24 protein-coding genes are annotated in these 23568 nt (G+C 60.9%); 12 read left to right on the plus strand and 12 right to left on the minus strand.

From position 1 onward, the window contains the following. Positions 1-129 precede the first annotated feature (129 nt). Positions 130-936 (plus strand): substrate-binding periplasmic protein, encoded by an 807-nt coding sequence (locus CUR33_RS11605; RefSeq protein WP_448703158.1) that lies wholly within the window; start codon positions 130-132, stop codon positions 934-936. A 76-nt stretch (positions 937-1012) separates the two neighbouring features. Here CUR33_RS11605 and CUR33_RS11610 read toward each other — a convergent pair whose 3' ends face one another. From CUR33_RS11610 to CUR33_RS11640, 7 genes are all read right to left on the minus strand, one after another. After that, on the minus strand, positions 1013-2065 hold the full coding sequence (locus tag CUR33_RS11610) for a TRAP transporter substrate-binding protein (RefSeq protein ID WP_289239729.1): 1053 nt from the start codon (positions 2063-2065) through the stop codon (positions 1013-1015). Between the two features lie 209 nt (positions 2066-2274). Further along, positions 2275-3600, minus strand: a complete 1326-nt coding sequence (locus tag CUR33_RS11615; protein WP_289239730.1) for a TRAP transporter large permease — start codon at positions 3598-3600, stop codon at positions 2275-2277. Next, positions 3600-4106 carry a TRAP transporter small permease subunit gene (locus CUR33_RS11620; RefSeq protein ID WP_090251513.1) on the minus strand — a complete coding sequence of 169 codons (507 nt, stop codon included), beginning with the start codon at positions 4104-4106 and terminating at the stop codon, positions 3600-3602. Before CUR33_RS11620 ends, CUR33_RS11615 begins: the two co-directional genes overlap by 1 nt. Positions 4107-4272: 166 nt before the next feature. After that, positions 4273-5220 (minus strand): alpha/beta fold hydrolase, encoded by a 948-nt coding sequence (locus tag CUR33_RS11625; RefSeq protein WP_289239731.1) that lies wholly within the window; start codon positions 5218-5220, stop codon positions 4273-4275. Positions 5221-5403: 183 nt separating this feature from the next. Next, the gene (locus CUR33_RS11630; protein WP_160088293.1) at positions 5404-6513 is read right to left on the minus strand and encodes an NADH:flavin oxidoreductase; all 1110 of its coding nucleotides are present in this window, start codon (positions 6511-6513) and stop codon (positions 5404-5406) included. A gap of 53 nt (positions 6514-6566) precedes the next feature. After that, positions 6567-7160, minus strand: coding sequence for a TetR/AcrR family transcriptional regulator (locus CUR33_RS11635; protein ID WP_289239732.1), 594 nt, complete (start codon positions 7158-7160; stop codon positions 6567-6569). A 164-nt stretch (positions 7161-7324) separates the two neighbouring features. Then, complete coding sequence (locus CUR33_RS11640) at positions 7325-7612, minus strand: PA4642 family protein (protein WP_170048189.1); 288 nt, start codon at positions 7610-7612, stop codon at positions 7325-7327. Positions 7613-7795: 183 nt separating this feature from the next. Between CUR33_RS11640 and dauA the strand changes: the two genes are divergently transcribed. Next, positions 7796-9535, plus strand: coding sequence for a C4-dicarboxylic acid transporter DauA (dauA, locus tag CUR33_RS11645; protein ID WP_289239733.1), 1740 nt, complete (start codon positions 7796-7798; stop codon positions 9533-9535). Here the strand turns inward: dauA and CUR33_RS11650 are convergent. Both CUR33_RS11650 and CUR33_RS11655 read right to left on the minus strand, forming a co-directional pair. After that, positions 9532-10005 carry a WbuC family cupin fold metalloprotein gene (locus CUR33_RS11650; RefSeq protein ID WP_289239734.1) on the minus strand — a complete coding sequence of 158 codons (474 nt, stop codon included), beginning with the start codon at positions 10003-10005 and terminating at the stop codon, positions 9532-9534. The genes dauA and CUR33_RS11650 overlap by 4 nt on opposite strands. 5 nt (positions 10006-10010) lie before the next feature. Beyond that, on the minus strand, positions 10011-10568 hold the full coding sequence (locus CUR33_RS11655; protein WP_289239735.1) for a hypoxanthine-guanine phosphoribosyltransferase: 558 nt from the start codon (positions 10566-10568) through the stop codon (positions 10011-10013). A gap of 246 nt (positions 10569-10814) precedes the next feature. Between CUR33_RS11655 and upp the strand changes: the two genes are divergently transcribed. Together upp and CUR33_RS11665 are read left to right on the plus strand one after the other, a co-directional pair. Beyond that, the gene (gene upp / locus CUR33_RS11660; RefSeq protein WP_108487097.1) at positions 10815-11453 is read left to right on the plus strand and encodes a uracil phosphoribosyltransferase; all 639 of its coding nucleotides are present in this window, start codon (positions 10815-10817) and stop codon (positions 11451-11453) included. A 2-nt stretch (positions 11454-11455) separates the two neighbouring features. Next, positions 11456-12724, plus strand: a complete 1269-nt coding sequence (locus CUR33_RS11665; RefSeq protein WP_289239736.1) for a uracil-xanthine permease family protein — start codon at positions 11456-11458, stop codon at positions 12722-12724. 53 nt (positions 12725-12777) lie between these two features. Here CUR33_RS11665 and CUR33_RS11670 read toward each other — a convergent pair whose 3' ends face one another. The 3 genes from CUR33_RS11670 to CUR33_RS11680 all read right to left on the minus strand — a co-directional run bounded on the left by CUR33_RS11670 (position 12778) and on the right by CUR33_RS11680 (position 16203). Continuing rightward, on the minus strand, positions 12778-14109 hold the full coding sequence (locus CUR33_RS11670; protein ID WP_170048194.1) for a spinster family MFS transporter: 1332 nt from the start codon (positions 14107-14109) through the stop codon (positions 12778-12780). 156 nt (positions 14110-14265) lie between these two features. Beyond that, complete coding sequence (hemH, locus tag CUR33_RS11675) at positions 14266-15288, minus strand: ferrochelatase (RefSeq protein WP_090251488.1); 1023 nt, start codon at positions 15286-15288, stop codon at positions 14266-14268. 12 nt (positions 15289-15300) lie between these two features. After that, positions 15301-16203: a TIGR01777 family oxidoreductase gene (locus tag CUR33_RS11680; protein ID WP_289239737.1), complete on the minus strand. Its 903-nt coding sequence runs from the start codon at positions 16201-16203 to the stop codon at positions 15301-15303. Between the two features lie 193 nt (positions 16204-16396). On the opposite strand from CUR33_RS11680, the gene CUR33_RS11685 reads away from it, so the two are divergent. The 8 genes from CUR33_RS11685 to CUR33_RS11720 all read left to right on the plus strand — a co-directional run bounded on the left by CUR33_RS11685 (position 16397) and on the right by CUR33_RS11720 (position 23553). Continuing rightward, positions 16397-17389 (plus strand): NAD(P)/FAD-dependent oxidoreductase, encoded by a 993-nt coding sequence (locus CUR33_RS11685; RefSeq protein WP_289239738.1) that lies wholly within the window; start codon positions 16397-16399, stop codon positions 17387-17389. Then, positions 17386-17631 (plus strand): TIGR02450 family Trp-rich protein, encoded by a 246-nt coding sequence (locus CUR33_RS11690; RefSeq protein WP_289239739.1) that lies wholly within the window; start codon positions 17386-17388, stop codon positions 17629-17631. Before CUR33_RS11685 ends, CUR33_RS11690 begins: the two co-directional genes overlap by 4 nt. A gap of 125 nt (positions 17632-17756) precedes the next feature. Further along, the gene (locus tag CUR33_RS11695) at positions 17757-18722 is read left to right on the plus strand and encodes a YbgA family protein (protein ID WP_289239740.1); all 966 of its coding nucleotides are present in this window, start codon (positions 17757-17759) and stop codon (positions 18720-18722) included. After that, on the plus strand, positions 18719-19660 hold the full coding sequence (locus CUR33_RS11700) for a MerR family transcriptional regulator (RefSeq protein WP_420875455.1): 942 nt from the start codon (positions 18719-18721) through the stop codon (positions 19658-19660). Before CUR33_RS11695 ends, CUR33_RS11700 begins: the two co-directional genes overlap by 4 nt. 14 nt (positions 19661-19674) lie before the next feature. After that, complete coding sequence (phrB, locus tag CUR33_RS11705; RefSeq protein ID WP_170048254.1) at positions 19675-21114, plus strand: deoxyribodipyrimidine photo-lyase; 1440 nt, start codon at positions 19675-19677, stop codon at positions 21112-21114. Next, positions 21111-21533: a nuclear transport factor 2 family protein gene (locus tag CUR33_RS11710; RefSeq protein WP_282876543.1), complete on the plus strand. Its 423-nt coding sequence runs from the start codon at positions 21111-21113 to the stop codon at positions 21531-21533. The genes phrB and CUR33_RS11710 overlap by 4 nt, the downstream gene beginning before the upstream one ends. Further along, positions 21530-22309, plus strand: coding sequence for an SDR family NAD(P)-dependent oxidoreductase (locus CUR33_RS11715; RefSeq protein ID WP_289239741.1), 780 nt, complete (start codon positions 21530-21532; stop codon positions 22307-22309). The genes CUR33_RS11710 and CUR33_RS11715 overlap by 4 nt, the downstream gene beginning before the upstream one ends. Next, positions 22306-23553, plus strand: a complete 1248-nt coding sequence (locus CUR33_RS11720) for an NAD(P)/FAD-dependent oxidoreductase (RefSeq protein ID WP_170048200.1) — start codon at positions 22306-22308, stop codon at positions 23551-23553. The genes CUR33_RS11715 and CUR33_RS11720 overlap by 4 nt, the downstream gene beginning before the upstream one ends. Positions 23554-23568 lie beyond the last annotated feature (15 nt).

Genomic DNA, 23568 nt, shown 5'->3' on the forward strand with positions numbered 1-23568 from the left:
AAAACAACTCGCACGCGTTGCATCACAGATGACGGCAGGCACTGCTCTGCTGTAAAAGCACAGATCACCGTCCGCCGAACACTTGGCTGCATGCGCCAGGTAGCCGCCAGAAGCCATACCGGAGATTGTTTGAACCCGATGCCCCGCACCCTGCCAGCGCCCGGCCAGACTCGGCATCGCACAGCAGTTGCCGCCGCAGTGGCGCTGGTACTGGCTGCCTGGCTTGCGCCTACGGCCTGCTTGGCCCGTGACTGGCTGATCTACACCCACAGCCTGGATAGCCAAGCCGCACTGATCGACGGCCAGTTACGCGGACGCGAACATGCCGGCAAGCGGGCGTTCTATCTGGAGCTGGTGCGCGAGTTGCTGACTGATATGACCGAGCCGCTGCCAATCCAGGAAGTGCCCTTGGCACGTGGTCTGGCGCAACTGCAACAGCGTGAAGATGTGGTGCTCTTCAACCTTGCCAAAACCCCGGAACGCCTGCCGCTGGCGCACTGGGTCGGGCCCATCTGGGAAGAGACCGACTGGCTCTACGAAAACAGCCAACGACCCACCGGTATCCACAGCCTGGAGGATGCCAAGAACCTGCCGGTGTGCGTACTCAACGGCAGCTCCCATGACGAACGCCTGACAGCCATGGCGTTCTCGCAACTAAAGCGCAACAACACTTACAGCACCTGCTTCAGCATGCTCGCAGCCGGCCGGATCGCGCTGGTTGCCTCGGCTGACTCAGAGCTGGCGCAGAGGCTGCGCGAGGCGGGCGTCGCGGCCGACAAGGTGCGCCCAAGCGCCGTGCAACTGGGCCGCGATGAAGGCTTTATCGCCCTGTCCCGTGACATGCCGGAGCAGGACATCGCGCGCTGGCGCGCTGCCTTGCTGCGCGTGCAGCAGGATGGTCGCTTCCAGGCCTTGCGCAATCGCTACGCGCACTGACTGAGCCGCCTGCCTGCCACGCAAAAAAATACGCCCGCATCTTGCGCTGCGGGCGTAGGTTGCAAGCAACACAGCACTAGCCGCGATAGGGCGCGCCGGCCTTGGCCATGAGTGCGTTGTACTTCTTGAAGATTTCCACCACACGGGCGCAGCGTGGGCTGGTCTTGGCGATTTCATCCCAGAACACCAAAGCTTCGGCCTCAACAGTGGCCCACTCCTCGGCCGGAATCGAGGTCAGTTGCAGCTTGCCGCCCTCAACCCGCAGTTGCGCCTCCCCGCCCCAGTACCAGTGCTGACGGTAGTAGTTGGAGCTGTCCATGCACAGTTTGAACAGGGTTTTCAGATGCTCGGGTACCTCGGCCCATTTGTCCGAGTTGGCGAAGTAGGAGCCGCACCAGGCGCCGGAAATGTTGTTGGTGAGGAAGTACTTGGTCACGTTGGCCCAGCCGACGGTGTAATCCTCGGTGATGCCGGACCAGGCAATGCCGTCCAGCTCGCCAGTCTGGATCGCCACCTCGACATCTTCCCAGGGCAGGGTTACCGGAATCACGCCAAAGCGGGTGAGGAACTTGCCCGCTGTGGGGAAGGTAAAGATGCGCTTGCCCTTGAGGTGCTCAAGTTTGGTGATTGGCTCGACCGTGGCGAAGTGGCAGGGGTCCCAGGCGCCGGCGCCGAGCCAGGTTACGCCTTTGACCTCACCGTAGGCTTCGGCCCAGATTTCATTGAGCCCGTACTGGTTGAACAGCACTGGAATATCCAGGCTGTAACGGGTGGCAAAGGGGAAGTAGCCGCCGAACACCGAGATATCCACGGGCGCGGCGATGGAGTCGTCATCGCTCTGCACGGCATCGATGGTGCCCTTCTGCATGGCGCGGAACAGCTCGCCGGTGGGCACCAGTTGGTCGGCGTAATACAGCTGGATTTCCATCTCGCCATTGGCGGCCTTGTTGAAGGCATCAATGGACGGTTTGATCACATGTTCGCCCAAGGCAGCGCCGGCATAGGTTTGCAGGCGCCAGACAATTTTCTTCGGCTCGGCGGCGTAGATATGCGCCGAACCCAATGCCGTTGCCCCTGCTGCCCCGGTTGCTACCGCGGCGGTTTTCAGAAAACTGCGTCTCGTACTCATGCTGTTATCTCCAGGCTTGTCGATTCAGATGGCATACAACCGCACTGCCTGACCCACGGGGCGCTGGCAGGGTTTTCAGAGGGGCAACCTGTACCTGATGACTCAAAAGCCCTTGAGGATTGCGCACGGCATCAGCGGAACGGCGCCGTAGCAATCCTCACTGGCTTTGTCGGTACGACTGCGCTGGCCTACAGCTGAAATTCATGTGCTTATCCGCCGTAATGCCACTGCGGCAACCACAGGGCGATCTGCGGAAAGACCATGACCAGCACCAAAGCCAGGATCATGATCAGCACGAATGGAGTCACCGAAACGTAGATGTCGCGCAGCGAGACTTCCGGCGGAGCCATGGCGCGCATCAGGAACAGGTTGTAGCCGAAGGGCGGCGTCATATAGGCGATCTGGCAGGTGATGGTGTAGAGCACGCCATACCAGACCAGATCAAAGCCCAGTGCGCCGACCAGCGGGATATACAAGGGAGCGACGATTACCAGCATGGCGGTGTCATCAAGGAACATGCCCATCAGGATGAACGACACCTGCATCAGGATTAGCACTTCCCAAGGCCCCAGGCCGAGGTCTTCGAGAAACAGCGCTTCAATCGCTTTGACCGCACCGAGGCCGTCAAAAACTGCGCCGAAGCACAGCGCGGCGAGGATGATCCACATAAACATGCAGCTGATGCCGAGGGTCTTACGCAGGGTTTCTTCCATCACGCTGCGGGTCAAACGGCCCTTGACCAGCGCCATCAGGGTGGCTGCCGCCGCACCAACTGCCGAGCTTTCCACCAGGCTGGTGATGCCCATGAGAAATAGCCCGGTCATGCAGAAGAAGATAAATAACGGCGCAATGCCGGCCCTGAGCAGCAGCAGCTTCTCGCGCCGGCTGATCTGCCCACGTTCCTCTTCGGATAAAGCCGGCCCCAGCTCGGGCTGCAAGCGGCAACGAATGGCGATATAGAGAATAAACAGCCCCGCCATCATCAAACCGGGAAACACCCCAGCCAGCCACAGCTGGCCGACCGGCTGGCGGGCGATCATGCCGTACAGCACCAGCACCACGCTCGGTGGAATAAGGATGCCCAGCGAGCTGCCAGCCTGAATCACCCCGGTGACCATGATCTTGTCGTAACCGCGGCGCAGCAGCTCCGGCAGCGCGATACTGGCGCCGATGGCCATGCCGGCCACACTCAGGCCGTTCATGGCCGAGATCGCCACCATCAGGCCGATGGTACCGATGGCCAGGCCGCCATTGAGCGGGCCCATCCAGACATGGAACATCTTGTAGAGGTCTTCGGCCAGCCCCGACTCGGAGAGCATATAGCCCATAAACACGAACAACGGCAGGGTCAGCAACGGGTACCACTTCATCAGTTTCATGGCCGCACTGAAGGCCATTTCCGAACCGCCATCACCCCACAACAACAGGGCGGCGGCCACGGCAACAAAACCAATGGCACCGAATACACGCTTGCCGGTAAGCAGCAGCAACATCATCGAGGAGAACATCAGCAGGGCGATCAGCTCGTAATCCATTACAGCGTTTCCCCCCGCGCGGCGGCGATGTCCTTGAACAAGGTAGCGATGGCCTGTAGCAGCATCAGGGCGATACCGATGCACATCAGAATCTTGATCGGCGCCATGGGTGGCGACCACGACGAGTAACTGGTTTCGTTGTACTCAAGGGCGTACTGAGTTGAAGAAATACCGCCATAGAGCAAGAACACTAGGTAGAAAATCAGAAAGCCTATGGTGATCACATCGACGACTGCACGAGTACGTGGCGACCAGTTGCAATAGAACAGGTCCATGCGCACATGGGCATCGAGCTGCATCGAATAGGCGCCGCCAAGCAGGAAGTAGGCGACCATCAGAAACTGCGCCGACTCCAGCGTCCAGGCGGCCGGCACAAAGAAGGTCTTGCTGATGGAGGAGTACAGCAGCACGCCGAGAATGGCGAAGATCAGGTACATGGCGAAGCGCCCGACAACGCGGTTGAGCGCCTCCACTGCGTGCACAAACAGCCTGATGGCCTTGGGCATACCGCACCTGCCGAATAATTGTTATTCCGAGAGCCTAGACCAAGATGGCGTAAAGCCAACTGGCACCGACAGCGTTAGCACAAAGCACGCCAGCTCTTTTATGCAGCCAATCTCTCTCGAAATATCAGCAGCTTAGTGTGCAGTCAAAAACTGCGGAAAACCCCGGCTAGCCCTCTAGAAAGCCCATCAGCACCGCGACGGTGCGCGCGGGGTCCTCTTCTTGGGGCACATGCCCTAGGTCGTCGAACAGGACCAAGCGGCTGCCCTGGATATCGCGCTTGAAGCGCTCGGCGTTGTCTGGCGGAATCAATTCATCACGCCCGCCCCAGATAATCAAGGTCGGCACCTTGAGCTCAGCGATACGCGTGAAGCCCTGCCCAGCTTCGGCCTGAATAAAACGCTGACGCAAGGCTTCACGGTTGCCGGCACGCAAGGTCAGTTCGTAGTAGCGGTCGATCAGTTCATCGCTGACCTTGCTCGGGTCGCCATAGACGTTGCGAATGCTCGCCTCGATCATCTGCCGGGGCAGCAGGTTGGCCATTAGCGGCGCCAGCGCGGGGATCTGCGCCAGGCGAAAACCGATGGGAATGGAGGTGGCATTGCGCGGGTAACCGGCGGCGTCCACCAATACCAACCGTTCGACCCGCTGCGGATGATCCAGGGCAAACTGCCAGGCCAGTTGCCCGCCAAAACTGTTGCCCGCTACCACCGCTCGCGGCACCTGCAACTGGTCCAGCACATGGGCAAGGAAGGCGCTGTAGTGGGACATACGGTAATCGCCATCGGGAAACGGCCCGGTGAGACCGAAACCTGGCAGATCAAGGCTGATCACCCGACGCTTAGCCTGTAACGCTGCCACCCAGCCTTCCCAGGTGTGCAAGCTGGCCGAGGTGCCATGCAGCAGCACAATCGGCGCGGGGTCATCCCGTGGGCCCTGATCACGCAGGTGTACGAGCATGCCGTCGATGGCCAGAAACTCGGATGGCGGCAAGGCCCAGCGTGGCTTGAGGTCGGCAAGGGAGCGATCCGGCGCCCAGTTCCAGGCAACCGCAGCGGCCAGGCTGATCAGCAACAGCAGAACAAGGGATACGGATATCTGCACAACACGTTTCATAGTCGGTACCTGATGGCGGGGCACTGGCAATACTAGCCAACGACGCGGCGCTTGCCTGCTGAGTGCTCTGCATCAATGTGGGGTGCCCGCGTACCAGCCAAAGCGCAGACGAAAAAAAGCCCCGATGTGCCGGGGCTTGAGGAGTGTTGCGCCGTTTTGCGGCGCACACAATAAAACGGGGTATTAGACCAGGCTGGTCAGCGCATCACGACTAAACGGCAGAATGTCCTGTTCGCGGCCATCGCGTACTTTTACCGCCCAATCCGGGTCAACCAGCAGTGCGCGGCCTACAGCCACCAGGTCAAACTCCTGCTTGTTCAGACGCTCCAGCAGGTTTTCCAGGCTGGCCGGCTGAGCCACCTTGTCGGTGTTGACCATAAACTGGAGGAACTCGCCGTCCAGGCCGACGCTGCCAACGGTGATGGTTGGTTTGCCGGTGAGCTTGCGCGTCCAGCCCGCCAGGTTCAGCTCAGAACCGTCGAACTCCGGCTCCCAGAAGCGGCGAGTCGAGCAGTGGAAGATGTCCACGCCAGCATCGCTCAGCGGCTTGAGGAACGCCCCCAGCTCTTCCGGGGTTTGCACCAGGCGTGCGGTGTAGTCCTGCTGCTTCCACTGCGAGAAGCGGAAGATGATCGGGAATTCCGGGCCGACTGCGGCGCGTACAGCCTGGATCAGTTCGATGGCAAAGCGCGAGCGCTGCGCCAGGTCACCGCCGTATTCATCGGTGCGCTGGTTGCTGCCGGCCCAGAAGAACTGATCAACCAGATAGCCGTGGGCACCATGGATTTCCACGCCGTCCATGCCAATGGCTTTGGCATCCTTGGCGGCTTGGGCGAAGGCGGCGATCACTTCCTTGATGTCGTCCTGAGTCATGCCGTGCACAACCACGTTGCCTTCTTTAATCTTCTCGCTCGGGCCGTAGCCTGGGACGCTGGCGTCCGGCTCGGTGCCCAGCTTGCGCACATTGCCCACGTGCCACAGTTGCGGAACGATCTTGCCGCCTTCGGCGTGTACGGCCTCGACTACTTTCTTCCAGCCGGCCAGGGCGTCTTCACCATAAAAACGCGGCACGTTCGGGTAACCGTTGGCAGCCTTGTGACCGACGGTGGTGCCTTCAGTAACGATCAAGCCAACACCGGCAGCGGCGCGGCGACGGTAATACTCGATAACCTTGCTGTTCGGCACGCCACCTGGGGAAAAGGAACGGGTCATCGGCGCCATGACCACACGGGTCGGCAGCTCCAGGTTGCCCAGGGTAAAGGGTTGGAACAGCGCTTTAACGGGATCGGTCATCATCATTCCTCGGGGCGGCCAGAGCGCCGCAACTGGTTAAAGGGAGCTTGGGATCAGGCCTGCAACAGCAGCTGCAGGCGTTGGATAAAGTCAGTCAGGGCGCGAGTGTTGTTCGCCACCTTGAGCCGGGTCAGCGCGCCTTGCCAGGCATTGGCGATAAAGCTCGCCAGGTTGCGGCAATCTTCACTGGCCGGCAGCTCGCCGGCCACCTGCGCCTGTTCCAGGCAGGCCTGCAGGGTGTCCACCGAAGCTTGCAAAATCGCATCGACCTGCGCGCCCAGCGTCGGCGACAACTCGGCCATCTCGAAGCTCAGGCTGCCAATAAAGCAGTGGTATTCCAGACGCTCCTGGCGGGCGAAGTGCTCCACCAGCTCAGCGTAATAACCGAGGATGCGCTCACGCGGGCTCAATTCAGGATTGGCTAAAGCTTCGGCATAACGCGCCAAGCGCGGCTGATAGACCTGCTGCAAGGCCTGCAGGGCGAAGTCTTCCTTGCTGGCGAAATAGTGATAGAAGGAGCCTTTCGGCACCCCCGCCGCCTGGACGATTTCCTGCACGCCGGCGCCGTGATAACCGCGACGGGTCATCACCTCGGCGCCTTTGGCGAGGATCAGGTCACGCTTGTCGAGTCGGATACTGGAGTTCATGTCGACAAGAATATGACCGGTCGTCTCGCCTCGCCCAGCACTATTGATTTGCGTGATTATCAGCAAGAAGCAGCGCGGGTTTTAGACACGAAAAAGCCGCGAACAGGTCGCGGCTTTGTGGGCAGGCGTAAGCCTTAATCAGCGCAGTAGGCGCTGACTCGATGTCAGCTGCGCGCGGCGTTGATCACGTCGATGTAGGGTTCGGCAAAGCGTTGATCCTGGATCAGCGCGATAAAGTCATTGCCCTGGGCATCCTTGGCATTCAGGTCGTAGCCGGCAGCAACGAAGAAGCCGACAAAGCGCTCGAAGTCATCGATACGCAGGCCGCGGTAGGCCTTGACCAGCTTGTGCAGCGACGGCGGCGTGGCATCGGCCGGTTCTACGCTGAGGAACAGCTTGATCGGCTCGTCACCAATCTCTTCGCCAATCACCTGTTTCTTGTCTTTACGCATCACTCACTCCAGCTAACCAGGCCACACGGGGGCGGCAGTGTACCTCCGGGGCGGGCAAGGGCTCAACGGATGCCGGGCAACCACAGGGTTTAACACGCGTTGAGGCTGGCGCACAGCCGACTTTGGTCAACACAGCCCACCGCACTCAAACCCTATACTGCGCCTATCGAGTTGGGAGTCATTATGTCGCTGCCCTTACCGCCGCTGTTCTCCGCCTGGCGCCAGACCCTACGCGCCGGCTATGGCTGGAAAAACCTGCGCAACGACCTGAGCGCCGGCGTTACGGTGGGCATCATTGCCATTCCACTGGCCATGGCCCTGGCGATTGCCGTCGGCGTGGCACCACAACACGGCCTGTATACGGTGCTGGTGGCCGGCACGCTGATCGCTCTGTTTGGTGGTTCGCGCTTTAATGTCTCCGGGCCAACCGCCGCCTTCGTAGTGATTCTGCTGCCGGTCACCCAGCAATTCGGCCTCGGTGGCCTACTGCTATGCACGCTGATGGCCGGATTGATCCTGATTGCCCTCGGACTGATGCGCGCCGGGCGGCTGATCGAATTTATCCCTTACCCGGTTACGCTGGGTTTTACCGCCGGTATCGGCATCGTCATCGCCACCCTGCAGATCAAAGACCTGTTCGGCCTGCAACTCAGCAGCCAGCCGAACAACTACATCGAACAGCTCAACGGCCTGCTGCACGCCCTGCCGACCCTGCAACTGGGCGACAGCCTGGTGGCGCTGGTGTGCCTGGCGACGCTGCTGATCTGGCCGCGCTGGGTGCCGAAAGTACCGGGGCATCTGGTGGCACTGACTGTCGGCGCATTACTCGGATTGTTGCTTGAAAGCCTGCAGATTCCCGTGGCGACCATTGGCGAGCGCTTCACCTACAGCCTGGATGGCGTTGAGCACCCGGGTATTCCGCCATTTCTGCCAAGTTTTATCTGGCCCTGGCAGCTACCTGGCGCCGATGGCCAACCGCTGGTGGTGAGCTTTGAGCTGTTCCGCCAACTGCTCGCCCCGGCCTTTGCCATCGCCATGCTCGGAGCGATTGAGTCGCTGCTCTGCGCGGTGGTCGCCGATGGCATGACCGGCAGCAAGCACGACCCCAATGGCGAGCTGATCGGCCAGGGCATCGGTAATCTGATTGCGCCGCTGTTCGGCGGCATCACCGCCACCGCCGCGATTGCCCGTAGCGCCGCCAACGTGCGCGCGGGCGCTTACTCACCACTGGCGGCGATTACCCATGCCGGCGTGGTGCTGATTGCCATCCTGTTTCTCGCGCGCCTGTTCAGCTACCTGCCGATGGCGGCGCTGGCGGCCTTGCTGCTGGTGGTGGCGTGGAACATGAGCGAGCCGCGGCATGTGCGGCATACCCTGCGCATCGCCCCACGCAGTGATGTACTGGTGCTGCTGACCTGCCTGATTCTCACCGTGCTGTTCGATATGGTGCTGGCCGTGGGCGTCGGCCTGCTGCTGGCCGCCGGGCTGTTTATCAAACGCATGAGCGACCTGACAGATACCGAAGCGCTGCCCAAGCATTTTCACCAGGCGCTTAATGACCTGCCCGAACACGTGCTGGCCTACGCCATTCGCGGCCCGCTGTTCTTCGGCGCAGCAGAAAAAGCCCTGAGCGTGCTCAGACGCTTTACCCCTGGAGTGAAGGTGGTGATCGTCGATATCAGCGCCGTGCCGTTGTTGGATATGACCGCCATCGCCGCACTGGACAATGTGCTGCGCGACTACCGCGAACAGGACGTCGCCCTGGTGCTCAGCGGACCAACGCCACAGGTACGCCTGCAATTGCGCCGCGCCGGCATCGTGCGCGTCGAGGGTGAGCTGGCGTATGTACGCGACCTGGCCCAAGCCAGAGAGAAAGCGTTGCGCTGGCTAACGTCCAAGGCCGATGGGGAAAGCACGGACTAAGTAAATTGTGCGCGCATCCAGATCTGGTAGTCGGCAACGCCAGGTTCGCCTTCACGCGGTGCCCAACTGGCCTGCTCGCCCTCCCCCACTGGTTTGTAAGGTCCGGCTTTGCATTCGAAGAGAATGCTGTTGGCTTCCAGCACCACCAGAGCATGAAACACCCCAGGTGGCAGGTCGACGCCGACACACTCGCCACCGGCCTGCAGCACGCGCTTATCCAACACCTCACCGGCGTCATCAAAGATCAGCAGGCCCAGGCGGCCTTTAAGCACCAGCAGCGCTTCGGCCTTGTCCGCCGAGAGATGGCGATGCGGCGGGATGTAGGTGTCCGGCTGCAGCCCCACCGCCATGCGGTGGCAGGGCTCTTCCATCTGGTGGAAGTTGTGGTGCTGGCGTTGCCGTGGGCTGACCGCCGCTTGCTCGGCCAGTGCGCCGAAGAGGGTCTGATCGAGAAAGCGCGGCCCAGTCATACGTCTTACAGCCCTTTAACCGCGTAGATACCCGGCGCATTGCGCCAGTAGCCTTTGTAGTCCATGCCATAGCCAAAAACATAGCGATCAACGCAGGACATACCGACGTAATCGGCTTTGAGGTCCGGGCGTGCTTTACGGTCGTGGGTTTTATCTACCAGCACGGCGATGCGCACGTTCTTGGCGCCGGCGTGACGGCAAAAATCGATGATTGCACCGAGGGTGTGCCCTTCATCGAGGATGTCATCGATGATCAGCACGTCACGGTCAATAAAGGAGATTTCCGGCTTGGCCTTCCAGAACAGCTCGCCGCCGCTGGTTTCATTGCGGTAGCGGGTGGCGTGCAGGTAGGACAGTTCCAGCGGGAAGTTGAGTTTGGGCAGCAGCTTGCCGGAGAAGATCAACCCGCCGTTCATCACGCAGAACACCACAGGGTTGCTGTCGGCCATCTCGATGTTGATAGCGGCCGCCATGCTGTCGATGGCCACCTCAACCTCGGCATTGCTGTGCAGGCAATCGGCTTCGGCCATGACTTGGCGTATATGCGCGAGATCGACGGACATGCTGTTTCCTCTTGGGGGCGGGACGGACAGACCAGAAAGCTGATCGATGCGTCAAAATAAAAGCCGGCAAAGGTACGCATCTGCGTCATGCAGAGCAAGCCCCGACAGACCAACTGCGGCAATTACCCGCAAGCCACGACACGTTAGGCGCTATTTAGCGATATTAGGACATCTTGGCCCAGCACTTGGCATAGCCAATGCTTTAATCTAGGCCAGTTTTTTACCCGTCCTGCCGGAGACCCCGCCATGCCCATCCTCGAGATCCGCCACCCGCTGATCCGTCACAAACTCGGCCTGATGCGCCGCGCCGATATCAGCACGAAGAATTTTCGGGAGCTGGCTCAGGAAGTCGGTGCACTGCTGACCTATGAAGCGACCAAGGATCTGCCCCTGGAAAACTACGAGATCGAGGGCTGGTGCGGCACCGTGCAGGTGGAAAAAATCTCCGGCAAAAAAATCACGGTGGTGCCGATCCTGCGCGCCGGCATCGGCATGCTTGAAGGTGTGCTTAGCCTGATCCCGGGCGCCAAGGTCAGCGCGGTCGGTGTGGCGCGCAACGAAGAAACGCTGCAGGCGCACACGTACCTGGAAAAACTGGTGCCGGAAATTGACGAACGCCTGGCCATGATCATCGATCCCATGCTCGCCACCGGCGGCTCGATGGTCGCCACCATCGACCTGCTGAAAAAAGCTGGCTGCAAGGAAATCCGCGCCATGGTCCTGGTCGCGGCGCCAGAAGGCATCAAAGTAGTCAACGACGCGCACCCGGATGTGACGATCTACACCGCATCCATCGACCAGCGCCTGAACGAACACGGCTACATCATTCCCGGCCTCGGTGATGCCGGCGACAAGATCTTCGGTACCAAACAGAAGGATGCGTAAGCATGCAGGATGAGTACAACGATCCACTCTGGCGTCAGGGTATTTCCGGCGCGCAGATGCTGTTTGTGGCTTTTGGCGCCCTGGTGCTGATGCCGTTGATCACCGGTATGGACCCCAACGTGGCGCTATTCACCGCGGGTATCGGCACCCTGCTGTTCCAACTGGTAACCGGTCGTCAGGTGCCGGTATTCCTGGCCTCCAGCTTTGCCTTTATCGCACCGATTCTCGCTGCCAAAGGCGAATTTGGACTACCTGCCGTGCTCGGCGGCATCGTTGCATCGGGCCTGGTGTATATCCTGCTCAGCGCCGTGGTGTGGGTTAAAGGCGCGGGCTTTATTGACCGCCTGCTGCCGCCGGTGGTGATTGCCCCGGTGATCATTTCCATCGGCCTGGCACTGTCGCCAGTAGCAGTGAACATGGCCATGGGCAAAGCCGGCGATGGCAGCGCGCAGTTGGTGCCGTATGAAACCGCCATGCTGATTTCCATGTCGGCGCTAATAACCACCGTACTGGTCGCGGCCATGGCGCGCGGCTTGCTGCGCCTGGTGCCGATCCTCGCGGGAATCATCGTCGGCTGCATCGTCGCGGCGTTCTGCGGGGTGATCGACACCAGCAATATAGCGGCCGCACCCTGGCTGGCGATTCCGGCGTTCGTGACGCCTGAGCTGCACTGGGGCGCGATTCTCTACATCGTCCCGGTGGCGCTGGCACCGGCCATCGAGCACATCGGCGGCGTAGTGGCGATCGGCAGCGTGACCGGCAAGAACTTTATCAAGAAACCCGGCCTGCACCGCACCCTGCTCGGCGACGGCCTGGCCACTTCGGCTGCTGGTCTGTTCGGCGGCCCGCCCAACACCACCTACGCGGAAGTCACCGGCGCGGTGATGCTGACCAAGAACTACAACCCGAAAATCATGACCTGGGCGGCCTGCTTCGCCATCGGTCTGGCCTTTGTTGGTAAGTTCGGCACCGCGCTGCAAAGCATTCCGGTACCGGTGATGGGCGGCATCCTCTGCCTGCTGTTCGGCTCCATCGCAGTGGTGGGCCTGAACACACTGATCCGCCATCAGGTCGACCTGTCGGAGGCGCGCAACCTGATCATCGTCTCGGTGACTCTGGTGTTCGGCATCGGCGGCATGGTGATCGGCAACAGCGACTTCGCCCTCTCCGGTATCTCGCTGTGCGCCATCTGCGCCCTGGTGCTTAACCTGGTGCTGCCAGGCGGCCAAGGCTGGCGCAGCAAGACCGTGCTGGAAGAGCCAGACCTGTAACTCGCACCCATTAAAAAGCCCCGCAAATGCGGGGCTTTTTTATTTTTGGGTAGTCAGGCGGACTGAGCGGACCACTGCTGCAACCGCACCACGCTCTCGCGGTAAGGCTTGAGGCTCATGCTCAGCAGCACAATCGAACTGAATACGGCGATGCTGGTGACGATCAGCAGTGAGTAACGCAGCGCCATGTCATCGGCAAACACATAGTCGGTCACCAGCGCCACCGCCGTCGGGCCGATGCCCAAGCCGATCAGGGTGATGACAAACAGGTAGATTGCCGAGGCTTGGCCGCGCATCGAGTTGGGCATGATTTCCTGAATCGCAGCTGGTGCGACGCCAAATGGCATGCTCAGGAAGAACACCGTCGGCGCAGTCAGAATCGCCGCCCATAGCGCCGTTTCCATCAGCGGGAAGGCCAGCACAAAAGGCACCGCGCCAACGGCCGCATACAGGCCGACGCGCATATTGGCGTCGCTGCTGCCGCGCTTGGCCATCCAGTCCGCCAGACGACCACCGAAGACAATGCCCAAACAACCGAACACCGCCACGATGCTGCCGTAAACAATACCGACCTGGCCGGCATCCCAACCGTACGTACGAATAAAGAAAGTCGGAATCCAGGCTGCGCTGCCATACCCGGCAAACGCCAGGCCGGCAAAGCCGAAGTTGTGGCAGAGCACGGTACGCCGGTTGGCGCGGATATACCGGCCAACATCGGCCAGCGGTACCGCGACACCAGCCCCGACGCCCCGACGTGCAGGCTCCTTGACCGCCAGCAGGAGCAGGGTGAAAAGAATCCCCGCGCCGCCAAGAATCAGAAAGATCAATTGCCAGGGCCGTACTTCACCCAATACCGGCAGCACCACATCGCCTTGAGCCGAGGCGAACTGAATCACCAGGCCACCGAGCAGAAAGGCCAGCCCGGAACCGAGGTAAACCCCCATGGAATATACGCTGATGGCGGTAGCGCGGCGTTCAGCCGGAAAACTGTCGGCAATCAGCGAGTAGGCCGCTGGCGACAACGCCGCCTCGCCGACGCCCACGCCAATGCGGCAGAGCAGAAATTGCCAGTACAGCTTGGCCATGCCGCAGGCGGCGGTGGCGGCACTCCAGAACAACACGCCAAAAGCAATCAAGCCACGACGGCTCTTGGTATCGGCCAGACGGCCTAGGGGAATCCCGCAAACGGTGTAGAACAACGCAAAGGACAGGCCCATCAACAGGCTCATCTGCGTGTCGCTGATCATCAGGTCACGGCGGATCGGACCGACCAGCAGATTGAGAATCTGCCGGTCGATAAACGACAGCACGTACGCCACCATCAGGATGGCGACAGTCACCCAGGCACGGGTGGAAGAGGGATAGCCGTTATTGTTGTTGAGCACTGGCAGTCTCCTCGGCACCGTTGGTGCGGTGCACGACGGTTGAAAGAACTGCCAGCTTAGGCTGAGTTGCAGGGCGCTGAGTATCGCTCGTAGGTGTTATTAGCCAGGCGAATGCGCGGCATCCTTTCGGGCGAATAACCGTCACAGCATATTTCTCTAGAGCTGTAGCGGTGCACGCTCGCTGAGGGTTTTCAGGGCTGTCACCCAGCTGGGATGATCATTCAGACACGGCACCAGCTGCAGGCTTTCACCGCCAGCCTCAACAAACTGCTCGCGGCCACGATCGCCGATCTCCTCCAGGGTTTCGATGCAGTCGGCGACAAAGGCCGGGCACATCACTAGCAACTTCTTCACGCCCTGCTTGGCCAACTCATCGAGACGTGCCTCGGTGTAGGGTTCGATCCATTTGGCGCGGCCCAACCGCGACTGGAACGACACCGACCACTGTTCGGGTTTAAGCCCCATGCGCTGGGCAAATAGCTCGGCGCTGCGCAGACACTGAGCGCGGTAACAATTGGCCAACACCTCAGGTGAGGCCGTACGACAGCAATCGTCGCCCTTCAGACAATGGCCAGTGGCATCCAGCTTGTGCAAGTGCCGCTCCGGCAGGCCATGAAAGCTTAGGAGCAAATGGTCGAAATCCTGCTCCAGATAAGGCTTGGCGCTATCCACCAAGGCATCCAGGTATTCCGGCTGATCGTAGAACGGCGGCAGGATGGAAAAGCGAATCGGCAGCTGCTGCTCACGCACCACACGCTTGGCTTCTTCGATCACCGTGGTGGTGGTGCTGTCAGCAAACTGCGGGTACAGCGGCGCCAACGTGACCTGCTTGATGCCCTGAGCAGCCAGGCGAGTCAGCACGGTTTGCAGCGACGGCTCGCCATAACGCATGGCCAGCTCCACCGGACCGTGGGTCCAGGACGCCTTCATCGCCTGATGCAGACGCTTGCTCAGCACCACTAACGGCGAGCCGTCTTCCCACCAGATAGAGGCATAGGCATGTGCAGAGGCAGCCGGACGCTTGATCAGAATCAGCGAAACCAGCAAACGCCGCAGCGGCCAAGGCAGGTCAATGACATAGGGGTCCATCAGAAACTGGTTGAGGTAACGACGCACGTCGGCCACATCAGTGGAGGCCGGCGAGCCCAGGTTTACCAACAGCAAGGCGTGATCGGTCATGCAAAGTCCTAATCAGTGGTGGCCGAGCAAATCTGCCAGGGCCACATCCAAATGAGTAAAACGAAAACTGAAGCCAGCCTCCTGCAAGCGCGTCGGCATCGCGCGCTGGCCACCGAGCAGCAGCACCGACAGCTCACCCAGCAGCATGCGCAAGGCAAATGCAGGGGCCGGCATAAAGGCCGGGCGATGCAGCTCGCGACCCAGGGCCTGGCTGAAGGCGCGGTTACGCTCCGGCGTCGGCGCGCAGGCATTATAAGGACCGCGCGCAGAGTCCTGCTGCAGGAGAAAATCAATCAGGGCGATTTGGTCGCTGAGATGAATCCACGGCATCCACTGCCGACCATTGCCGAGCGGGCCACCCAGGCCAAGCTTGAACGGCAACAGCAGGCGCTTGAGCAGCCCGCCGTCAGCAGCCAGCACCAGCCCCGTGCGCAGCAACACCACACGGATGCCTAAGTCCTCAGCACGCAGGGCGGTTTCTTCCCAGGCACCGCACAGTTGGGCGGCGAAATCCTTGCTGACGGGCGGCGAATCTTCATGCAATTCACGCTCGCCACCGTCGCCATACCAGCCAACTGCCGAACCGGACAACAACACCTGCGGCTTGTGCGCGCGGCTTTCCAGCCAGGCCAGCAATTGTTCGGTCAGGCCAATCCGGCTGGCCCACAGCAGTGCCTTGCGTTTACGCGTCCAGGGCCGGTCGGCAATCGGTGCGCCGGCCAGGTTGATCACGGCATCCAGCGGTTCTTCACCCAGCTCTTCGAGCCGACCAATACCGCGCACCGCATCCCCGCACAGCGCCGCGACCTGCTCGGGCCTTCGGCTCCATACCGTCAGCTGGTGGCCTTGCTGCAACCAGTGTCGGCACAGCGCCTGCCCGATCAAACCGGTTCCGCCCGTCAGAAGAATGTGCATAGAAATGCCCTCGTATGACCGTGCTCAATAGGTGACCACCGACGGATTAATCGCGTTTGTGGCTTCAATCCGGCTGCAGGTTGTCTTAACTATAGAAAGGCAGGATCGACTCCGGCATAGCTTATACACAAAAACGATATTGTATAGCTTTTGTCTAAAGCGTAGCCTAACGCTTGAAAATACGAGGTAGACCATGACTGCTCTTCACCCCATCGCCATCATCGGCACCGGCATCGCCGGGCTGTCTGCCGCGCAGGCGCTGCATGCCGCCGGGCACCCCGTACAACTGTTCGACAAGAGCCGCGGTAGCGGTGGCCGTATGGCCAGTAAGCGTAGCGATGCCGGCGCATTGGATTTGGGCGCGCAGTACTTCACCGCCCGCGACCGCCGGTTTGTCGAGGTGGTGCAGCAGTGGCAAGCGCGTGGCTGGGTCGCCGAGTGGACCCCCAGTCTCTACAACTTCAACAACGGCCAGCTCAGCGCCTCGCCGGATGAACAAGTGCGCTGGGTGGGCAGCCCGCGCATGAGTGCAATTACTCGCGCAATGCTTGGCGCACTACCCGTGGCCTTCTCCTGCCGCATTACCGAAGTATTCCGCGGCGAGCAGCACTGGCACCTGCAGGACGCCGAAGGCAACAGCCATGGGCCGTTCAGCCATGTGATCGTTGCCACCCCCGCGCCTCAGGCCACAGCGCTGCTGTCGAGCGCGCCGAAATTGGCTGGCGCGGCGGCCAGCGTGGCCATGGACCCAACCTGGGCAGTGGCCCTGGCCTTCGACACCCCGCTGGAAACCCGCGTCGAAGGCTGCTTCGTGCAAGACAGCCCGCTCGACTGGCTGGCACGTAACCGCAGCAAACCCAGCCGAGATACCCAGCTCGACACCTGGGTGCTGCACGCCACCAGCCAGTGGACCAAACAGCACCTGGATCTGCCCAAGGAAGCCGTCACCGAACACTTGCTAGGCGCCTTCGCCGAGTTGATCGGCTGTGCAGTGCCCGCCCCCGCCTTTAGCCTGGCGCACCGCTGGCTTTATGCGCGCCCCGCCAGCGCGCACCAGTGGGGCGTACTGGCCGATGCCGACCTGGGCATTTATGCCTGCGGCGACTGGTGCCTGTCCGGCCGGGTTGAAGGCGCCTGGCTCAGCGGCCAGGAAGCTGCTCGCCGCCTGATTGAGCACCTGCAATGACCGCTCGCGCGCACAACGCACCGGCGAAGCACCGGCTCAACCCGCGCAAGCTGCTGTTGTCGAAATGGACAGCTGTGCTGCCGCAGAACCGTGAGAAGCACTTTCTTGTCACCGAGCTGTTCTGCGACGAGGAAGGCACGGTGCTGCAGATCGAACTGCAAGCGGTGCTCAATCAACGCTGTCAGCGGCTGGACTGGCATGTGTTGGAAAACCCCGAGCACTGGCGCATGGGCTGGACGTAACAGCCTTACACACAAAACCCTACAGTAGTTGTACAAAAATATTGACTTGTACAATTACAAACCTATGATGAAGACAAGTTGTACATCCAACAGGATCTGTACAAGTCGCACATCAGAGGTTGCCCATGAGCCCATCACCACACGCCACTGGCAAACCCAAACTGGGCATTAGCGCTTGCCTACTCGGCACCGAGGTACGCTACAACGGCGGCCACAAGGAATCACGCCTGTGCAGCCGCACACTCAGTGAGTACTTCGACTTTGCCCCGCTCTGCCCAGAAGTGGCGATCGGCATGGGCGTACCCCGTGAGCCCATCCGCCTGGTCGGTGATCCTCAGACGCCACGTGCCGTAGGTACGGTCAGTCGTGAGGTGGATGTCACCGCGCCGCTGGCCGCCTACGGTGAACGCATGGCCGGTGAGTTGACCGATATCTGCGGCTACATCTTTATGCAGCAGTCGCCGTCTTGCGGCTTGCACCGGGTCAAGGTTTACCAGGAAAACGGTCGCCCCAGTGAACCGGGGCGCGGCATCTTTGCCCAGGCATTTTGTGCGCGGCACCCTAACCTGCCGGTGGAAGAAGATGGTCGCCTGAATGATCCAATCCTGCGCGAGAATTTCATCACACGCGTGTTTGCTTACTCCGAATGGCAACAGCTGTTACGCGATGGCCTGACGCGCAAAAGCCTGATCGACTTCCACTCGCGCTACAAATACCTACTTATGGCCACCAACCCGGTGCAGTACAAACACCTGGGCCGCATGCTCGGCAACCTTGGCCAGCAAGATCTCAACGAACTGGCACCGCGCTACTTCAGCGAGTTGATGAGCGCCCTGAAAAGCTGCGCCACTCGTCGCACCCACAGCAACGTGCTGCAGCACCTCAGTGGCTACCTCAAGCAATCACTGAGCAGCGACGAAAAGCAGGAAATGCAGCAGCTGATCGGCCAATACCGTCATGGCGTTGTGCCACTGGTAGTGCCCATGACCCTGCTCAAGCACCACTTCCGTCGCCATCCTGATACCTATATTGCGCAGCAGGTGTACCTGCAGCCCCACCCGGAAAACCTCAGCCTGCGTAATGCGCTATGAGCCTTGAACCCATGAATGACGGCGCAGCCGCCGACGACTACCAGGCGGCCATTGCCCAAGGCTTTATGCCGATCCGCGATGTGGCACGTATTACCGGCGTTAACGCCGTTACCTTACGTGCCTGGGAGCGGCGCTATGGCCTGATCGTGCCGCACCGCACCCCCAAAGGGCATCGCCTGTATGCCGATGAGCACGTCACACGCATCCAGGCGATTCTGACCTGGCTGAATCGTGGCGTGTCGGTCAGCCAAGTCAAAGGCTTGCTACGCGCTGGCCAACCGGCGTTTGCCGAAGCCAGCTCGCAATGGGACGCGCGGCGCCAGCAGCTGCAGGAAGCGATCTGCAACCTCAACGAGCGCCGCCTGGACGACTGTTTCAACAGCGAGTTGGCGCTGTATCCGCCCCATACCCTATGCCAACAGCTGCTTCTGCCGTTGTTTGAAGAACTGGAACTGCGTTGGCGCAACCAGTTCGGCGCACAGGCCGAGCGCGTGTTTTTCTATTCCTGGCTGCGCAGCAAACTTGGTGCACGCCTGTACCACAACAACCGCCAGTACAACGGCGCGTCACTGTTGCTGATCAACGTCTCCGACCTGCCGATGGCCCCTGGCCTTTGGCTGACAGCCTGGCTGGCAAGCAGCGCCGGGTGCCCAGTGGAGGTCTTTGACTGGCCACTGCCACCCACCGAACTTGCCCTGGCGGTTGAGCACATTCAACCGCGTGCGGTGTTGCTGTATTCCAGTCAGGCGCTGAACAGCACCCACCTGCAACGCCTGCTCGGTGGTTACGACTGCCCCTGTCTGCTGGTCGGCCAGGTGGTACAGATTCACGCCGAGGAGCTGGTGGCGATCACCGCGCAGAATGCTGAGCTAAGCCTGGCAGCGGACCCTCTGGCTGCACTGCACAGCCTTACCGATCTCAACCTGCTGCACAGCTGATGGGAAATACCATGCTGCAACTGATGTGGTTTCGTACCGACCTGCGCGTGCAGGACAACAGCGCCCTGGCCGCCGCCATGAGCAGTGGGCCAACCGTGGCGCTGTTCCTGATCAGCCCTAGCCAATGGCTGGCGCACGATGACGCGCCGAGCAAAGTCGACTTCTGGCTGCGCAACCTAAACGAACTGGCCACCGAGCTGAGCAAACTCAACGTGCCATTGCTGGTGCGTGAGGCTGACGACTGGAGTGCCGCGCCGCAGGTGATTGGCGAATTGTGCCAACAGCTGCAAATTGGCAGCGTGCAGGTCAATGAAGAGTACGGCGTGCATGAAAGCCGCCGCGATCAGGCCGTAGCGAAGACGCTTGATGGCTTGGGGATAAATTTCCGCAGCCACCTGGATCAACTGTTCTTTAAGCCCGGCAGTGTACTGACCAAATCCGGCGGCTACTTCCAGGTGTATAGCCAGTTCCGCAAGGTCTGCTATCAACGCCTGCACACGGCCCTGCCGGCACTGGTCGCCACGCCCAAGGCGCAGGCGCCGCTGGCGATCCAACAGGATGCGATCCCTGAGCACGTTACCGGCTTCGCCCTGCCCCCGAAGGACTTGCGTGAACTGTGGCCCGCCGGAGAAACCGAGGCCGCGCGGCGTCTGGATGCGTTTGCCGCGCAGCAGATCGACTTCTACCAAAGCGCCCGCGACTTCCCCGCACAGCCCGGCACCAGCCAGCTGTCCGCCTACCTGGCTGCTGGCGTAATCTCGCCACGCCAATGCCTGCATGCAGCCTTGCAGGTTAATCAGGGCGAGTTCGACAGCGGCAACGTGGGGGTGATTACCTGGATCAACGAACTGCTCTGGCGCGAGTTCTACAAGCACATCCTGGTGGGCTACCCGCGCGTGTCCATGCACCGAGCCTTCCGCCCGGAAACCGAGGCCGTAGCCTGGCGTGATGCTCCGCTGGAGCTGAAAGCCTGGCAGGAAGGGCGTACCGGCTTTCCGATCATTGATGCAGCCATGCGCCAACTATTGGCTACTGGCTGGATGCACAACCGCCTGCGTATGATCGTGGCCATGTTTCTCACCAAAAACCTGCTGATCGACTGGCGCGAGGGCGAGCGATTCTTTATGCGCCACCTGATTGACGGCGACCTGGCGGCCAATAACGGCGGCTGGCAATGGAGTTCCTCCACCGGTACCGATTCGGCGCCGTATTTCCGCATCTTCAACCCGCTGAGCCAGTCACAGAAATTCGACCCAGATGGCCGCTTTATCCGCCAATGGCTGCCTGAACTGGTGGGACTGAACAAAACCAATATCCACAACCCTGCTGGGATGGGTGGTTTGTTTGGTATCGCCGACTATTCGACGCCAATTGTCGACCTGAGCAAGAGCCGCGCGCGCGCGCTGGCCGCATTCAAAAGCCTGCCGCACTTTGCCGGCGAGGAGGCCCTATGAGCGACTTTCTGCGTCAGTTCGCCCAAGACTTTGCCGGGCTGAACAAAGACAATCTCGATCGCCTGGGCCAGCTGTACAGCGACGACGCGTTGTTCTGCGACCCGCTGCATGAAGTGCGCGGACTGGCCAATATGCAGCGTTACTTCGGCGAGATGTACGCTAACGTCAGCGAACTGCGCTTTGACTTCTACGGTTTTGACCAGGTGCGCGACGGTGAAGGCTACCTGCGCTGGACCATGAGTTACCGCCACCCACGCCTCGCTGGCGGCCGACTGATCCGCGTGGAAGGTTGCTCGCACCTGCTGTGGCAGGACAAGGTCTATCGTCACCGTGACTATTTCGACGCCGGCAGCCTGCTCTACGAGCATCTGCCCTTACTCGGCTCGGCAATTCGCTGGCTGAAACGGAGGTTGGCATGAACGCGAACGCACGGCGCATCTGGCTCACCGGCGCCAGCAGTGGCATCGGCGCCGCACTGGCCGAACAACTGCTCGAACAAGGCCACCGCCTGGCCCTCAGTGCGCGCAGCCTTGAGCCTTTGCAGGCACTGGCCAAGCGCTACCCGCAGCAAGTACTGGTGATGGCCGGCGACCTCAGCGATGCCGCCCAGGTACGCGCCATCGGCGAGCACATTGCCCAGGTATGGGGGGCGCTGGACTGCGCCATCCTTAATGCCGGCACCTGCGAATATGTCGAGGTCAGCGCCTTCGAGGCGGCGATGGTCGAACGCGTGATGCGCGCCAACCTGCTCTCGGCCAGTTACTGCATCGAAGCCGCCCTGCCCTTGTTGCGCCTGGGTAACCGCGCTCAGCTGGTAGGGGTGGGCAGCTCGGTGACGTTCATGCCACTGCCACGTGCAGAAGCCTACGGTGCCTCCAAGGCCGCCATGCGCTACCTGATGGAAGCGTTGCGCATCGACCTGCACGCCGAGCACATAGCCGTCACCCTGGTCAGCCCTGGGTTTGTCGACACCCCGCTGACGCAGAAAAACGACTTCCCCATGCCGATGCGCTGGCCGGTTGAAAAAGCCGCCCGCTATATCGCCGAGCGCCTGCACCAGCAGCCGTTTGAAATCAATTTCCCGGGCCCGTTTATCGCCATGCTCAAACTGCTGGGCCATTTGCCTAAGCGTTTGCAGGTGGCCATCGGCGCCCGCATGGCCCGCACTGAAGCCAAGACTAAGGACAGCCAATGAAGATCGCCATTATCGGCAGCGGTATCGCCGGTTTGACCAGCGCCTACCTGCTCAACCGTAACCACGCCATCACGGTGTTTGAAGCCAGTGACTGGATTGGCGGTCACACCCATACCGTGGATGTACAAGTTGATGGCCAGAGCTATGCAGTGGACACTGGTTTTATCGTGTTTAACGACTGGACCTACCCCAACTTCATCCGCCTACTGAGTCAGCTCGGCGTGGGCTTCAAGGCCACCGAGATGAGCTTCTCGGTCAGCGACCCCATCAGCGGCGTGGAATACAACGGACATAACCTCAACAGCCTGTTCGCTCAACGTCGTAACCTGCTGTCGCCGAAATTCTGGGGCATGGTGCGTGACATCCTGCGCTTCAACCGCGAGGCGCTGAACGACCTTAATCAGCAACGTATCGCCAGTGACATGACCCTGGGCGATTACCTCAAGGCCAATGGCTACAGCGAGCGCTTTATCCAGCATTACATCGTGCCGATGGGCGCAGCAATCTGGTCAATGTCGCTGAATGACATGCTCGGTTTCCCGCTGCAGTTCTTTGTGCGCTTCTTCAAAAACCACGGTTTGCTGTCTGTCAGCGACCGCCCGCAGTGGTGCGTGATCGAAGGCGGCTCCAGCAGCTATGTGGCGCCATTGACCGAATCGTTCAAGCAACACATCCGCCTGAACTGCGCAGTGACTCGGGTTGAACGCGATGGCGACGGTGTGACCGTGCACAGCGCTGCCGGCAGCGAGCGCTTCGACAAAGTGGTGTTTGCCTGCCACAGCGACCAGGCACTGGCGTTGCTGGCCGCGCCGACACCGACAGAACAGGCCATCCTCGGTGCGCTGCCCTATGCCGATAACGACGTGGTGCTGCACACTGATACCCGCCTGCTACCGAAACGGCCACTGGCCTGGGCCAGCTGGAACTACCGCCTCGGCGGCCCAGTGGATCAGCCCGCCGCCGTCACCTATGACATGAACATCCTGCAAGGTATCCAGAGCGACACCACCTTCTGCGTCAGCCTGAACCAGACCGCCGCCATCGACCCAAGCAAAATCCTGGCGCGCTACACCTACGCCCACCCGCAATACAGCCTGGCCGGCATGGCCGCACAGGCGCGTTGGGAAGAGCTGCTCGGTGCCAACCACAGCTATTTTTGCGGTGCTTACTGGGCCAATGGTTTCCACGAAGATGGCGTGGTCAGCGCGCTGCGCGTGGCTCGTGAATTCGGCGAAGCACTCTAGTGAACAGCACCACGG

Source organism: Pseudomonas sp. FEMGT703P (genome assembly GCF_002786345.1).
Taxonomy (GTDB): Bacteria; Pseudomonadota; Gammaproteobacteria; order Pseudomonadales; family Pseudomonadaceae; genus Aquipseudomonas; species Aquipseudomonas peli.

Coding starts and splice junctions, on each gene's coding strand:
- CUR33_RS11610 (WP_289239729.1), bottom strand. CDS start 2,065: ATGAGTACGAGACGCAGTTTTCTGAAAACCGCCGCGGTAGCAACCGGG.
- CUR33_RS11615 (WP_289239730.1), bottom strand. CDS start 3,600: ATGGATTACGAGCTGATCGCCCTGCTGATGTTCTCCTCGATGATGTTG.
- CUR33_RS11620 (WP_090251513.1), bottom strand. CDS start 4,106: ATGCCCAAGGCCATCAGGCTGTTTGTGCACGCAGTGGAGGCGCTCAAC.
- CUR33_RS11625 (WP_289239731.1), bottom strand. CDS start 5,220: ATGAAACGTGTTGTGCAGATATCCGTATCCCTTGTTCTGCTGTTGCTG.
- CUR33_RS11630 (WP_160088293.1), bottom strand. CDS start 6,513: ATGACCGATCCCGTTAAAGCGCTGTTCCAACCCTTTACCCTGGGCAAC.
- CUR33_RS11635 (WP_289239732.1), bottom strand. CDS start 7,160: ATGAACTCCAGTATCCGACTCGACAAGCGTGACCTGATCCTCGCCAAA.
- CUR33_RS11640 (WP_170048189.1), bottom strand. CDS start 7,612: ATGCGTAAAGACAAGAAACAGGTGATTGGCGAAGAGATTGGTGACGAG.
- dauA (WP_289239733.1), top strand. CDS start 7,796: ATGTCGCTGCCCTTACCGCCGCTGTTCTCCGCCTGGCGCCAGACCCTA.
- CUR33_RS11650 (WP_289239734.1), bottom strand. CDS start 10,005: ATGACTGGGCCGCGCTTTCTCGATCAGACCCTCTTCGGCGCACTGGCC.
- CUR33_RS11655 (WP_289239735.1), bottom strand. CDS start 10,568: ATGTCCGTCGATCTCGCGCATATACGCCAAGTCATGGCCGAAGCCGAT.
- upp (WP_108487097.1), top strand. CDS start 10,815: ATGCCCATCCTCGAGATCCGCCACCCGCTGATCCGTCACAAACTCGGC.
- CUR33_RS11665 (WP_289239736.1), top strand. CDS start 11,456: ATGCAGGATGAGTACAACGATCCACTCTGGCGTCAGGGTATTTCCGGC.
- hemH (WP_090251488.1), bottom strand. CDS start 15,288: ATGACCGATCACGCCTTGCTGTTGGTAAACCTGGGCTCGCCGGCCTCC.
- CUR33_RS11680 (WP_289239737.1), bottom strand. CDS start 16,203: ATGCACATTCTTCTGACGGGCGGAACCGGTTTGATCGGGCAGGCGCTG.
- CUR33_RS11685 (WP_289239738.1), top strand. CDS start 16,397: ATGACTGCTCTTCACCCCATCGCCATCATCGGCACCGGCATCGCCGGG.
- CUR33_RS11690 (WP_289239739.1), top strand. CDS start 17,386: ATGACCGCTCGCGCGCACAACGCACCGGCGAAGCACCGGCTCAACCCG.
- CUR33_RS11695 (WP_289239740.1), top strand. CDS start 17,757: ATGAGCCCATCACCACACGCCACTGGCAAACCCAAACTGGGCATTAGC.
- CUR33_RS11700 (WP_420875455.1), top strand. CDS start 18,719: ATGAGCCTTGAACCCATGAATGACGGCGCAGCCGCCGACGACTACCAG.
- CUR33_RS11710 (WP_282876543.1), top strand. CDS start 21,111: ATGAGCGACTTTCTGCGTCAGTTCGCCCAAGACTTTGCCGGGCTGAAC.
- CUR33_RS11715 (WP_289239741.1), top strand. CDS start 21,530: ATGAACGCGAACGCACGGCGCATCTGGCTCACCGGCGCCAGCAGTGGC.
- CUR33_RS11720 (WP_170048200.1), top strand. CDS start 22,306: ATGAAGATCGCCATTATCGGCAGCGGTATCGCCGGTTTGACCAGCGCC.